Origin of the sequence: Pseudoalteromonas sp. Angola-30 (assembly GCF_028599215.1) — a bacterium.
GTDB classification, from domain to species: domain Bacteria; phylum Pseudomonadota; class Gammaproteobacteria; order Enterobacterales; family Alteromonadaceae; genus Pseudoalteromonas; species Pseudoalteromonas atlantica.
Genome location: NZ_JAQREI010000016.1, coordinates 1 through 12,571, shown reverse-complemented (window position 1 = coordinate 12,571; position 12,571 = coordinate 1). Strand labels below are relative to the sequence as shown.

Here is a 12,571-nt window from a genome sequence, read left to right as displayed (position 1 = left end):
CTTTTAAATGCGAAGCAGTTTTTATATAAAATACATGAGCTTATTAATTGTATTTACGCCTTGAAATTACCCCCTTTAGTACACATATTACAAGTTAAAGCTATTGTTACTAAGGAAATAAACCGCTACATGACGCACCCATACATCAAACGCTTCGCTCAAAACACACAGGTAACGGGTGAACCCGAGGTAAAGCCAAGTGCTCAGCCTAAAACCCGTGTGGGCATTTTAGGTGGCGGCACAGCAGGGGCAACAATAGCTATTCGATTAGCAGCGCTAGGGATTCATACCACTATTTTTGAGAAAAAAAAGTCACTTATAGATGGCCCACCTATGTGCCATTTACACGCCGGAGGTAATTTATACCGTGAAATACCAGACGAAGACTGCATAGATTTACTCAAGCAATGTATCGATATTTTACGCTTATACCCCTATACCATAGATGTACGCCCAACCGTGTTTGCAGTGCCAACGCGCGATGACGACTCACCCGATGATTTACTACCAAGATTAAATAAAATCACCAACGCGTATAAAGAGTTAGTTGAGCAAGACCCTAACAACAAAGTTCTTGGCGAGCCCGACAATTACTACCAGCTGTATAACCATGAACAAATGATAGCGCTGAGTAAAAAAGAGCAGGTTGCAGAGCCTAAAACGCTAGATGAGTGGATGATCCCCGTTGCTAAGCACCTAAACTTAAACAAAGTAAAATACCCGCTAATTGTTGCTCAAGAATACGGGTGGAATATTTTTAGGTTATCGGCCAGCGCCCAACTTGCGCTTGCCCAGTACGAACACGCTAATGTACTTACCAGCACAGAGGTAAAGCAAGTTAGCCAAGTTGAGCAAACCAGTGCCAATAACCAATCGCCAACCTGGAAAATTGAATACCAAAACAACCAAAGCGACTCTACGCAAACACTAGAGGTAGACTACCTAATTAATGCCTGTGGCTTTCAAACCGGTATTGTAGATGACATGGTAGGCGTAGAGGCCAAACGTATGGTCGAATTTAAAGCCTCTTACATTACGCATTGGCAAGGCGCTGGCGGGCAAATTCCTGAAATTATTATTTATGGTAACCGTGGCACGCCAGAGGGCATGGCACAACTAACGCCTTATCCTAATGGCTATTATCAAATTCATGGTATGACCAACTCAATTACCTTGTTTAACGATGGCCTAGCCGATACCAACGAGCAAAGTGCACAGCCGCAATTGCCAGCTAAATATTTAAATTACATAAACAATGGGTGGGATCAGCAGGTACTAAAAGCACGTAGTCAAAAAGCCATTGATTATGTAGCCGAGTTTGTTCCGGCATTTAAAAACGCCAACACACAAAACAATGCCTTGTTTGGTGGCCAGCAAATCCCAGGAGAAGACGACACGTTACGCGTCGCTGATGTTAGCTTATATTCGCATATTAGCTACGCACGTGCCGAAAACGTAAAAGCGTCATCTACCTTAATCGCTGCTGATGAAATAGTGGCTGAATTTACTAAACGCGGCCTAATAAGCGACGATGCGCACATAAAGGAGCATCGTACTCATCACCAGTGGACGTATCTTCAACAACACAACCATGCAGATATAACCAAGGTTGCACAATTACTCGCAAAAGAGCGCGGCTTTCCTACAGATATGGCAACAATTAATAATTGCATTACAAGTAGCGGCATAACCAGCAACTAATTGTTTTTATTGGCGTAACGAGGTTTAATAACTACGTTACGCCACACTTTACTCCCTTTTTAAACTCCTCAAAAAATTTATTAATAAACCTGCAAATAACCCTTGCGTTATGACATAGTTTGTCACAGAATAGCCTCAACGTGATGACATAGTGTGTCATAGCGTAATGATTGCTTTAACCTAATTTAATTTTATGTTCGGTGATCAAACCTATTTTTGTGAGGACAATATGAAACGTATATTTTTGTTTTTATTAACTAACCTAGCGGTTATGTTGGTATTAGGTGTAGTGCTTTCAATAATAATGAGCGCGCTGGGTTTAAGCCATCGTAGCCTTGGCGGAATATTACTTATAGCCTCTGTATTTGGCTTTGGTGGCTCGTTTATTTCGTTATTTATGTCTAAGTGGATTGCTAAAAAATCAACAGGCGCACAGGTAATTACTCAACCGCGCAACGAAACCGAGCACTGGCTTGTACAAACTGTATCAGCACAAGCTCAAAAAGCAGGTATAAAAATGCCTGAAGTAGCAATTTACGACAGCCAAGAAATGAACGCCTTTGCAACCGGCCCAAGTAAAAATAACTCGCTGGTGGCGGTAAGCACAGGTTTATTACATAACATGAATCAAGACCAAGCCGAGGCCGTACTTGCCCACGAAGTATCGCACATTGCTAATGGCGACATGGTAACGCTTACGCTAATACAAGGCGTGGTAAATACCTTTGTAATATTTGCCGCAAAAGTACTGGCAGGCATAGTTGATAACTTTTTAAATGGCGATGAAGAAGAGGGCGGTAGTAGCTGGTCTTACTTTTTATTCGATATGTTATTCCAAGTTGTATTTGGTGTGCTTGCAAGCATAGTGGTAGCAAGTTACAGCCGTAAGCGTGAATTTGCAGCCGACAGCGGCGCAGCTAAATTGGTAGGTGCAGACAAAATGCGCTCAGCTCTTGAGCGATTAAAGCAAAATCACCCATCGCAATTACAAGGCTCAATGATGGCCTTTGGTATAGCAAGTGGTAAAGGGATGGCTGAACTGTTTTCATCTCACCCACCGCTTGATGCGCGAATAGACGCCCTGCGTAAATAAGCTAACCCTTATTTAAAAACACAAAAGCCAGCTAATTAGCTGGCTTTTTAGTATGTGGTAACCGGTTTATCAAACGTTAAAGTTATTTACCAAAAATAATATCGGTAATTCCCTCAGGTGAGAGTATTTCAATCCAGTAGCCGTCAGGGTCTTTTATAAATGCTAAGCCCTTCATTGAACCATCATCTGGCTTTTTAACAAACTCTACATCGTACTTTGCAAAGCGCTCACTCGCGGCGTATACATCGGGCACGCTAATGCCAATATGGCCAAAGCCTTTAGGCTCTTGGTTACCGCTGTGGTAGCCCTCAAAGCTGTCGTCGTCTTCTGTACCCCAGTTATGGGTAAGCTCGATTAGTGCAGGGCGACCAAATACCCATTTAGCTTTGGTTTTATCATCACCTTGCGGCTGCTCTGGCTCGTAGCCTAAAAAGTACAGCGTAAACTTCATTTCAGGAAAGTCATACTTACCTAACAGCTTCATACCTAATACATTTTGATAAAATTCGAGCGACGGTTTGGGATCTTTAATACGCAACATAGTTTGCTGCATCACATAGCCTTTAGTGGCCTGTTCAATTTGCTCTGGCGATTCGTTATAGCTAGACATGGTAATCCTTTGTATAAATTAAGAAGCGAAAACTTAGATATAATGCTTAAACCAACATAATCAACTCTCAGCTAAATAAAAACTCACTCGCATACATCACTATTTATAACGGATTAAGTCTATAAAGCAGAAGTTAATAAATATACCACATTATTTTCTAAGCCATTTTCCTAGATGAGTTAGGAATATGGATGATTTTTAATTATCTAAATACTCATAAACTATACCTAAACAAGGACGGAGGGTATCAAGTATGATTTGTATGGATGAAAATATAACTGAATTTGGCAACATGAGTGTATTGCTTAATATCCAAAGTGAAACAAGTTACTGTATACAATGGTTTAGCAAAATGACCGGCGCAACAGTTATACTTACCCGCAAAGCATCACGGCAGTACCAAGTTACCAGAAAGTGGGCTTTAGGGCGCGAGCTTGACGATGTATTGAGTGAGTTTACCCATGCTAACCAGGCAATTATTCACTTTTTAAATAATGTTGATATAGCAAAAATTAACGAACAAAGAATTATTGCAGCAAAATATCACTGCATAAATTTATTTGCAGAAGCTGAAGGGTTAAGGCCAATAACCAACCTTAATTTACCAAAACCTAGGCTACAAGAAGCGATTGGCAAAAAGGTGTTGATAAAATCAACATTAGGCAATAACAACATAGCAACCGGATTATTACTTCAGCTGGTGGGCAACCAAGTTGAAATACAAGTCAACACCGACGATGCATACTGTGACCAACCAAGGCAAAAATTTTATACCAAGCAAGTATCTATTTGCTAAATTAACCAACTGTTTTTATTGGCAGTTTTACTTTAATAGTAAAACCGCCATCATTAATAATTTCAAAACTTCCCCCTAATGCCATAGAGCGCTCTTGCATAAAAGCTAAGCCATAGTGTCCGGTGTTGTCGGTTAACTTTACACTATCGCCGTTATCTCTAATTTCCAACTCACTAAAATGCTCGCTAGATTTAATGTTTATAGTTAGTAAGTTTGCATTACTATGTTTAATACAATTGGTTACTGCTTCTTGGCAAATTCTATAAACCGCAATTTCATGCTCTTTAGAAAGCGCTTGCTCTAGTGTAAAACTTACTTCGTAACTTATATTAGCCTGATTAAGTAAGCTTTTTAAGCGTCCCTGAACCATTGCTTTTTTAAGCCCTAGCTCATCAAGTTCTCGTGGGCGTAAATAATGCATTAACTGATAAACAGAGTCGTACATGGCATTTGCATTATTTTTTAATGTTGTAACAAAGGTTTGTGTTTTTTCATTACTAATATGAGACAAAATAGCTAAATCTGTTTTTAAAGCTGTTAAGTTTTGGCCAAGTTCATCGTGTAACTCTTGTGAAAGGTGTTTACGTTCATTTTCTTGAACGGTAACCATTTTAGCTGCAAGGCGCGAGTTTTGATCAAGCTGCTTAGTGAGTGCGCGGTTAATTTTTTTTAACTCTACATTTTTACGTTTTAGCTCAGTAATAGCCGCGCCTAGCACCATGCTGGTAATGGCATTGGCTAAAATAAATAGTTGGCTAATATAAGTATTACTCGCTTTATCAGTAATGATTGCTTCAACAATTATTAAAGCGTTAATAAGCGTTGCGCTAGTAATTGCGCCTACAATACCAAACCGATACGAAAACCAAATAATAGGCAATAAAGATGCAAGGCGAAGTAACGGGTAGGTGTCGGGGCGTAGTAAGTATGCAAATATCAGCACAAATATTACTATGGCTAATGTTAAGGTTAAATTAGTCACTTTAAGTAATGCAGGGCGATTTAATGGTAGCTTTAAAGAGTGAACCAGCATAATAAACGGCGCAATGAGCAACGAGCCTGTTATATCGCCTAGGCACATATTTAATTGATACTGCAATAGCTCTTTAGCAAGCTGAATGTTTGTAAATTCGAATGCGCTTGAGAACAAAAACCACTTTATTGAAGTGCTTGCTACACATAACAAAATTAACGAAAGTATACCTAAGCTATTATTAATGCTTGGCGGCCAACGACTGTGTTTAAACACATAAACAAGCGCATAAAAACAAAGCTCCTGCCAAAAGCCATGCAGTAAATTAAACTCCCAAACACCAGAACCTAAATACCCAAAGTGCGCTGCCAAAGCACGAGACGATAACCACAAAGTGACCCAATAGCGTGTTGGCGAAAGCAAATAAAAAGCAATTTTTATTCCCGCAGGAATAAATATAGCACTACTCTCTGGCACAGTTTCTAAATTAGTGCCAACCCAAAAAGCAGCAATGCAGGCAACAAAATATATTCCACCTAGTAAAAGGTGCTTTGTAATTTCTTTAATACATGCAATAGCAGAAAAGTTAAAAGCGGGTAGTGTACTAGGTAAGTTCATCTAGCTTTATTACTCCAGCATCAATGGCTATTTTTAACAGTTCAAACGAAGTGGTTACATTAAGCTTGCTGTAAATATTTGCCTTATGCACGTGCGCTGTTTTAGGCATTATTTCTAAGTGTTGCGCTATTTGTTTCGCATTTAACCCTTTTGCTAACAGTGGTAAAGCTTCAAGCTCTCGGTTAGTTAACATAGTTAAAACTGAGCTTTGTGTATTTAGTGCAAAATTTACGTCTTCACTTATATAGCGTTTACCCAGCGCAACCGATTTAACTGCATCAATTAGCTCTTCCGACGCAGAGCGCTTAGACACATAACCAAGGGCGCCTAGGCGTAGTGCATTACTCACATAAGGTTCGTAATCGTGCATGGAGGCAACAATTGTTTTTATTTCAGGGAAATTTTCGTTAAGGTAGGTTAAAAATGTAAGGCCAGTTTGAGATTCATTAAGTGATATATCTACAATAAATATATCGGGTTGCTCAAGTGCAACGGCTAGTATTGCTTGGTCAACATTGCATGCTTCTATTATTACTTCCCAGTCTGCATGTAGTTCTAATAGTTTTTTAAAACTGTCGCGTACTAATTGATGATCTTCAATTATTCCAATGTGCATGTATTTCTCCCTTTAGATTTATTATACATTGAAATACTTAACCTTCAGCCAAAATATTTATTAAATTTAACTACCTAGTAAATATGACACTGCAAAAATAAAAGGGCAATAACGCTCAGTATTTGTATATTTAAACGCAGACATTATAAATTAAATATAAGAGCTAAGTAGCCAAAATTTATACCCTAAGTAAAGGGCAGCATGCGTTCGGCTAGAACTCATGTTTTAAAACAAGGAACTTTTATGGATTTTACTATCAAAACAGGCACAATTGACGATGTAACCGCAGTGAGTAAACATGTCCCTGAACTATTAACCACTATTGATAATCAAACAGTACACAAACGTTTAAATAATAAAAAAGCACTTATATTAGTGGCCTACCTTGAAGATACATTGGTCGGTTTTAAAATTGGCTATGAGCAATCAGCTACACAATTTTATAGCTGGCTTGGCGGCGTACATTTTAAATACCGTAGGCTTGGTATAGCTAAAAAGCTACTTATTCATCAGGAGCAATGGGCCGCTGAGCAAGGCTACACGCATATACATGTAAAATCGATGAACCGGTTTCCTCATATGCTCACTATGTTAATCACAAACGGCTATCACATAGGTGGCTATGTCGATAAACAAAGTACGATGCAAAGTAAAATTAAGTTTGTAAAACAGTTAGCAAAATAAAATAGGGCGCTTTATTCATCGTTATTTAACTATGTGCAATGTAGGGTTTAATTAACTATTGCAGGAACTACTTACAGTAAGTAAATAACGCATATAAAGGAGTAACTATGTTTTTTGATGATATGCAGGGCTTAATACGCGTACTTATTATTGGCGTGCTGGGTTATGTAGCGCTGGTGTTTTGGCTGCGTATATCGGGTAAGCGTACACTTTCTAAATGGAACGTGTTTGATTTTATTGTCACTATTGCGCTGGGCTCTATTTTAGCCTCGGTTATTATTACAAAAAGCGTTGCGCTGCTAGAGGGCATGCTCGCGTTTGTTGTGTTAATAGGGCTGCAATATTTTATTACGTGGCTAAGTGTGCGCTCATCTAAATTTGCTTCGCTTATAAAAGCAGAGCCTACGCTATTGCTGAGTAATGGTGAATACTGCACGGCGGCACTTAAATCGCAGCGGGTAACTAAATCAGAAATTCGTGCTGCAATTCGTGGTGCGGGTATATTAGCCATAGAAGATGTAGCCGCTGTAGTGCTCGAAACTGACGGCAGTTTTAGCGTACTTAAACAAAATAACAGTGGGTTAAAAACCGCGTTAAGTGATGTTAGCGAGCAATAAAGTAAGGCGCTAGTACTTATATTAATTAAGACAGGTTTAATACCTGCCTTAAATTGTATTAAAGCCTAATTTATTTAGCGTGCTGCTCTAACAAACTAAAGGTAGGTAAACGCCACTTAAAGCGAATTGACGCCATACGTATTAAGTAGCCTGTAACAAGGCTTACAATAATGCTGATGTTGTCATCAATATTGTAATGGTGCAGTGCCAAGAATAAGCAGGCAACCAGTAACGATACACTCGCGTATAGCTCGTTATGTAATACTAAAGGCGCTTGGCGACATATCAAATCGCGCAGTAAGCCACCAAAAACACCGGTTACAACCGCAGCCACTACACAAATACCATAGTGCAAGCCCATATTTAGCCCCACTTGGCAGCCAATAATACTAAACGCGGCAAGCCCTAGCGCATCTAAGCGCATAAAAATACCTTTAAATTTAACCACCCACTTAGCAAGCCACGTAGTAACAATGCCCGTAATTAAAAGGTATTCAGGGTGCTGAACCCAGGTAAGTGGGTAATTGCCAAGTAAAATATCTCGCACACTGCCACCACCAATTGCTGTTGCACTGGCAACCAGTACAACGCCAAACCAATCCATTTTCATTCGCCCAGCGCTAAGTGCGCCGGTCATGGCTTCTGCGGTAATACCAATAATATAAACAACGGTTAGTAGCATGAGATAATCACTTGAAAATTGCACGTAAAAATAAGGTGTGGATTGTATAGATAAATTAAGTAAATAACGAATGAAAAATCACACTAAAAACGCTTAATTCAGATAGAAATAACTAATAACAAAACCTTGTGTAAACAAGCTGTTAAGCTAATCGCTTTGCAAAAGTTAGCAGTAGTAGAATAAAGGACAAATGGCCGTAATTTATAAAATAAAACAGGCTATTTTATTGCTGTATTTTAAACCTCAAAGCTCGGTATTTTCCCTATACGGTTAAGTATTTTGCAAACTAGTTGGCGTGTTTAAATTAACCTAATATGAATATTTGGTTGCGTGGTAGCAATTTAGGAACGTATACTAACGACTCTTAACATAAATGGAATTTGCGTAATCGCAGCTTAATCAGCACAGGTAAATACATGAACAAAGGATTGTTAAAAGCGTGGAATGACGAAAAGGGCTTTGGTTTTATTAAATCAGACACCCTAGCGCACGACACCTTTATACACATTTCAGTGCTCAAACATATGAGCCGCAAGCCAAAAGTGGGCGACACCATTTATTTTAAAGTCGCTACACAGCCCGATGGTAAAACCAAAGCCGTTAATTGCCGGATAGAAGGCGTAGCTGCGCTTAAAGTAACACCTAAAAAATCAAACCATCACCGTGTTGCTAAATCCAATTTTACCGACAGCTTTTTAGGCAAAGTCGCGTCAATTAGCATTATCGCCGTACTTGGCTTTATCGCTGTAAATAAATACAACCATTATCAAAGTAACGAGCAATTTAATAGCCAAACACCTGTTATTACCAACGCCGATTTAGCCACTTTTGATGAAAAATATCCAAAAATCGTTATTCCTCAAAACTCACAAAACTTTACCTGTGATGGCAGGCAGCACTGTAGCCAAATGACTTCACGTGCAGAGGCGGTATTTTTTATAAATAACTGCCCAAATACAAAAATGGATGGCGATAGAGATGGGGACCCATGTGAGAGGGATACAAGGTTCCAAAATGAGTGGTAATTTTAGAAATCGATGAGTAGTAAAAAGTTAAATTTAAGACAGGTTTTACTGTGTGCTGTATATAAATACAGTTATGCGTAATTTGTCCCATAACATTATTAAAAGGCGTTATGGGATTAAATAACAAGGGCTACTGAATAGCAATTGTTATTGTCTGATTATAAGTGAGTTGCTTGGTGTAATTATCGAAGAAAGTAATATAAGCCGTTTTGGAGTGTAGAACTCTGCAAAATGAGTTTCAATAAGCTGTTATGTGTTAAGACTAAAATGGAGTAAGTATATTCTATGAGTTTAATCGATAAAGCAGTTAAAGCTTTGTACGGAAGTAAAAAATACGGTGAACTCTCATCCTTGTATAAGCTATTTGATGAGACAGTCAGTGATGCAATAGCGTCAGAGCTAAGTGATAAGCTAAACCTTTGTAATTCTACTAGAGCATTTGACAAAATATACGTAGATTTACAATGGATCGACAAAATTCCACTTGCTTCGTTTGTCACCCCACAAAAAGATTTGAATGGTCATAAGATTATAAATAAAACCGAGATAGGTGATTTGTTTATTCAATATCGCCATACAAATGCTTATCCCATAGATGGTAACTCATACTGCCATAGAGCATTAGTTGTTCAAGCCAAATTAGCTTCAGTAGAAAAGCCAAAGGTACCTATTGGCTATGTAAATAGAAAATGCGTTAACTCAACGACTAAAGAATTAAAACTACTTGAAAGCTGGCCAACTTTTGATCTGTATGAAAGCTCTCGTAGTTCTCAACCTTTAGCTAGAGGACTCTCAGTAAAATTAGATGATGTGCCTTTTTCTTTCTACGCTGGTTTTTCTAATCAAAGTAAATCATGGTTCTTTGGCAAAGCTAAATATACAGAGCTATGTAACAAGAGCTTCTCGGATATTATTGTAGAATTAGCTAATAACGATGCAGGCAAAGAAGTGGATCATGACTCCGCATGGGAAACTATAACTTTTGAAATAACAAAAACTTGTCAAAACCGAAAAATGCCACCCTCAATTGCGGGGAAAATCGAGTCTAGACATAAATCTAAAGGAATAAATGAGGGAGTTTTATACTCATTCCCAGCACCGCTTGTTTATATTTTCCAACGGATTTGGGATAAGTTTTTATCAATGTTTAGGGGTAAGAAAATGCTAGTTGTGACTATAGATAGAGTTAGCTATGAAGGTATTAACATGAATAAATATAGATAATTTATATTTTGGTGATAATTACATATAACAAGCGCATAAAATCTGACGTCGCATATTGTCCGATTTTTTGCTTAAAAAAGTGATGTAAAAAGCGTTCAACATGCTCCGTCGTATATGTGGGTGTTAGTTTTTAAGCGCTGAGCCGAGAAAGGATTTATGGCAAGAGTAAATAAAATCAGAAAAGAAAAGTTATCTATCTATTTGGCGAGAGATGGCAGAAAGCCAGATTCTGATGTTATAAAGTTAGAAAATGCTAAGCAACCTATTGAAATGGACCTGCCTGAGGCAGAATCAGCCCGTCTTTACATAAAAAAGCAGCCACCTAAAAATGCTCCTCCTTGGACTAAATTGTTTACTAAAGATAGTCAGGTTGATGCTTCTGAATTTGGCACATCTTCAAATGTAGGGGCTGTATTTGTAGTAAGAGTATCAGCGGCTACATTTGTACTGTCTTTTGGCACTGGTTTTCACCTGTTAAAACAAGAGTCTATCGAGCGTGATTTCGGTCTAAAGGTAACGCTCAACTCCGTAGACCCTGACAAGCTGAGAAGTTTGGATAAAGCCAGTTATGATCACAACCCATTGAATTCAAGAACTCAAAGCACTCGGGATGTAGATATATTTAATCTCCATTTAGATTCGGAGATGGAGATGCTTTACGCAGTAACAGGCACCTCATTAATAAAAGAGTTCGGTAGTCATGTAACTGGTAGGGATGCCCTGACAATAGCAGTGGAGACCAACCTTTCAGATATACCCGTAATTCTTGCAAAGGCGATCAAACAATATCATTCTAATCTTCCAGATAAATTTAGCTGGGTAGAAAACATCAATAGGGTTAGGGACTATGACGAGATTGAAATACTAGATTTGGAACTAGATCAATACTTGAGCAGTAACAATGTTTCTAATTTCTGGTTAGGGGAGCCGGAAATAGTAGACTGGGAAGGTCAAATCGGTTATTCATTTGATATGTACCAGAAAACCCTTCGTCATGTAGTTTTATCTTTCGATGACTATATAGCACACCTTAGTGGTGTTACTCCTACAGTTGAGTTAATGAAAAGCAATGTTGTTCACGTAAATAACAGTGAGTATCAGCCTGTAAAAAGTTGGCCGGTCTACCGCTGTTTGTATGCTGAAATTAAATTTGGTAACTATCATTACATTCTAAGAAATGGTGTATGGTACAAAGTAAACTGTGATTTTGTGTCAGCAGTTGATGACTACCTCTGCGATATTGATATTCATCCATTCTCATTTCCCATATATGCTCATGATGATGAGGGTGACTATAACGAGCTGGTTGCTAAAACAAATAGCGTTTTTTGCTTGATGGATAAAAAGAATATCCAGATTGGCGGCTCTTATGACAAATTAGAGCACTGTGATTTGATAAAGGGTGGAAATGAATTTGTTCATGTAAAGTTATATAGAAGCTCAAGCACACTAAGCCACCTATTCTCTCAAGGATTTGTGGCTGCAGAAGCGTTTATAAAAGACTCTGACTACAGAGAGAAGCTGAACCCGAAATTGCCGACATCAATCAAATTGGCTGATCCAAAACCAAGGCCTGACCCAAGTAATTATAGGGTGGTTTATGCAATTGCTACGACCAAGGATATACCTGAGGAGCTCCCATTTTTTTCAAAGGTTACATTAAAGAATTCTTTAAAAACTTTAAGGGCATTAAATTACAATATTTCTCTATCTAAAATAGATATTGACCCCAACTGGTTAAAGACTAAAAAATGTAAGCCAAAGAAAAATTAACAAGACACCCATCTTAAATTTTGAAATTAAGATGGGTGTATGTCTAAATGAATTGAATGGGTGTCATCATAATTCTTTAAGTCAAAGACGAATTAATTGACTTTGCAAATTACGTATTTATAGTGTAATAAAATTTTAGAAGGAACTAGAGTAATGGAT

Annotated in this window: 12 protein-coding genes; 8 read left to right on the top strand and 4 right to left on the bottom strand. The window is 38.3% G+C overall.

Going from position 1 to position 12,571, the window contains the following annotated elements; all coding sequences use genetic code 11:
• Positions 1-129: 129 nt before the first annotated feature.
• The gene (locus PSH54_RS16425; RefSeq protein WP_273606624.1) at positions 130-1,701 is read left to right on the top strand and encodes an FAD-dependent oxidoreductase; all 1,572 of its coding nucleotides are present in this window, start codon (positions 130-132) and stop codon (positions 1,699-1,701) included.
• A gap of 229 nt (positions 1,702-1,930) precedes the next feature.
• Positions 1,931-2,794 carry a protease HtpX gene (htpX, locus tag PSH54_RS16420; protein ID WP_273606623.1) on the top strand — a complete coding sequence of 288 codons (864 nt, stop codon included), beginning with the start codon at positions 1,931-1,933 and terminating at the stop codon, positions 2,792-2,794.
• An 82-nt stretch (positions 2,795-2,876) separates the two neighbouring features.
• Here the strand turns inward: htpX and gloA are convergent, their stop codons facing one another.
• Positions 2,877-3,404, bottom strand: coding sequence for a lactoylglutathione lyase (gene gloA / locus PSH54_RS16415; RefSeq protein WP_024033580.1), 528 nt, complete (start codon positions 3,402-3,404; stop codon positions 2,877-2,879).
• Between the two features lie 262 nt (positions 3,405-3,666).
• Here gloA and PSH54_RS16410 point away from each other — a divergent pair, with 262 nt between their 5' ends.
• Positions 3,667-4,200, top strand: a complete 534-nt coding sequence (locus PSH54_RS16410) for a hypothetical protein (protein WP_273606622.1) — start codon at positions 3,667-3,669, stop codon at positions 4,198-4,200.
• 1 nt (position 4,201) lies between these two features.
• On the opposite strand, the gene PSH54_RS16405 is transcribed toward PSH54_RS16410, so the two are convergent.
• Both PSH54_RS16405 and PSH54_RS16400 read right to left on the bottom strand, forming a co-directional pair.
• Positions 4,202-5,791 (bottom strand): MASE1 domain-containing protein, encoded by a 1,590-nt coding sequence (locus PSH54_RS16405; RefSeq protein WP_273606621.1) that lies wholly within the window; start codon positions 5,789-5,791, stop codon positions 4,202-4,204.
• Entirely contained in the window at positions 5,778-6,407 is a 630-nt protein-coding gene (locus PSH54_RS16400) for a response regulator transcription factor (RefSeq protein ID WP_273606620.1), read from the bottom strand. The genes PSH54_RS16405 and PSH54_RS16400 overlap by 14 nt, the downstream gene beginning before the upstream one ends.
• A gap of 243 nt (positions 6,408-6,650) precedes the next feature.
• Between PSH54_RS16400 and PSH54_RS16395 the strand changes: the two genes are divergently transcribed.
• Together PSH54_RS16395 and PSH54_RS16390 are read left to right on the top strand one after the other, a co-directional pair.
• On the top strand, positions 6,651-7,091 hold the full coding sequence (locus PSH54_RS16395; protein ID WP_273606619.1) for a GNAT family N-acetyltransferase: 441 nt from the start codon (positions 6,651-6,653) through the stop codon (positions 7,089-7,091).
• Positions 7,092-7,198: 107 nt separating this feature from the next.
• Complete coding sequence (locus PSH54_RS16390) at positions 7,199-7,708, top strand: DUF421 domain-containing protein (protein ID WP_096041721.1); 510 nt, start codon at positions 7,199-7,201, stop codon at positions 7,706-7,708.
• 70 nt (positions 7,709-7,778) lie between these two features.
• Here the strand turns inward: PSH54_RS16390 and PSH54_RS16385 are convergent, their stop codons facing one another.
• A complete protein-coding gene (locus PSH54_RS16385; RefSeq protein WP_273606618.1) occupies positions 7,779-8,390 on the bottom strand; it encodes a trimeric intracellular cation channel family protein in 612 nt (203 codons plus the stop codon).
• A 416-nt stretch (positions 8,391-8,806) separates the two neighbouring features.
• On the opposite strand from PSH54_RS16385, the gene PSH54_RS16380 reads away from it, so the two are divergent.
• The 3 genes from PSH54_RS16380 (at position 8,807) to PSH54_RS16370 (ending at position 12,412) form a co-directional block, all read left to right on the top strand.
• Positions 8,807-9,415 carry a cold shock domain-containing protein gene (locus tag PSH54_RS16380; protein ID WP_273606617.1) on the top strand — a complete coding sequence of 203 codons (609 nt, stop codon included), beginning with the start codon at positions 8,807-8,809 and terminating at the stop codon, positions 9,413-9,415.
• Between the two features lie 285 nt (positions 9,416-9,700).
• Complete coding sequence (locus PSH54_RS16375) at positions 9,701-10,639, top strand: hypothetical protein (protein ID WP_273606616.1); 939 nt, start codon at positions 9,701-9,703, stop codon at positions 10,637-10,639.
• Between the two features lie 156 nt (positions 10,640-10,795).
• Positions 10,796-12,412 carry a TIGR04141 family sporadically distributed protein gene (locus PSH54_RS16370; RefSeq protein ID WP_273606615.1) on the top strand — a complete coding sequence of 539 codons (1,617 nt, stop codon included), beginning with the start codon at positions 10,796-10,798 and terminating at the stop codon, positions 12,410-12,412.
• Positions 12,413-12,571: the final 159 nt, after the last annotated feature.

Excerpts from the sequence above, each read along its gene's own strand:
- PSH54_RS16425 (WP_273606624.1), top strand. The coding sequence starts at position 130 with ATGACGCACCCATACATCAAACGCTTCGCTCAAAACACACAGGTAACG.
- htpX (WP_273606623.1), top strand. The coding sequence starts at position 1,931 with ATGAAACGTATATTTTTGTTTTTATTAACTAACCTAGCGGTTATGTTG.
- gloA (WP_024033580.1), bottom strand. The coding sequence starts at position 3,404 with ATGTCTAGCTATAACGAATCGCCAGAGCAAATTGAACAGGCCACTAAA.
- PSH54_RS16410 (WP_273606622.1), top strand. The coding sequence starts at position 3,667 with ATGGATGAAAATATAACTGAATTTGGCAACATGAGTGTATTGCTTAAT.
- PSH54_RS16405 (WP_273606621.1), bottom strand. The coding sequence starts at position 5,791 with ATGAACTTACCTAGTACACTACCCGCTTTTAACTTTTCTGCTATTGCA.
- PSH54_RS16400 (WP_273606620.1), bottom strand. The coding sequence starts at position 6,407 with ATGCACATTGGAATAATTGAAGATCATCAATTAGTACGCGACAGTTTT.
- PSH54_RS16395 (WP_273606619.1), top strand. The coding sequence starts at position 6,651 with ATGGATTTTACTATCAAAACAGGCACAATTGACGATGTAACCGCAGTG.
- PSH54_RS16390 (WP_096041721.1), top strand. The coding sequence starts at position 7,199 with ATGTTTTTTGATGATATGCAGGGCTTAATACGCGTACTTATTATTGGC.
- PSH54_RS16385 (WP_273606618.1), bottom strand. The coding sequence starts at position 8,390 with ATGCTACTAACCGTTGTTTATATTATTGGTATTACCGCAGAAGCCATG.
- PSH54_RS16380 (WP_273606617.1), top strand. The coding sequence starts at position 8,807 with ATGAACAAAGGATTGTTAAAAGCGTGGAATGACGAAAAGGGCTTTGGT.
- PSH54_RS16375 (WP_273606616.1), top strand. The coding sequence starts at position 9,701 with ATGAGTTTAATCGATAAAGCAGTTAAAGCTTTGTACGGAAGTAAAAAA.
- PSH54_RS16370 (WP_273606615.1), top strand. The coding sequence starts at position 10,796 with ATGGCAAGAGTAAATAAAATCAGAAAAGAAAAGTTATCTATCTATTTG.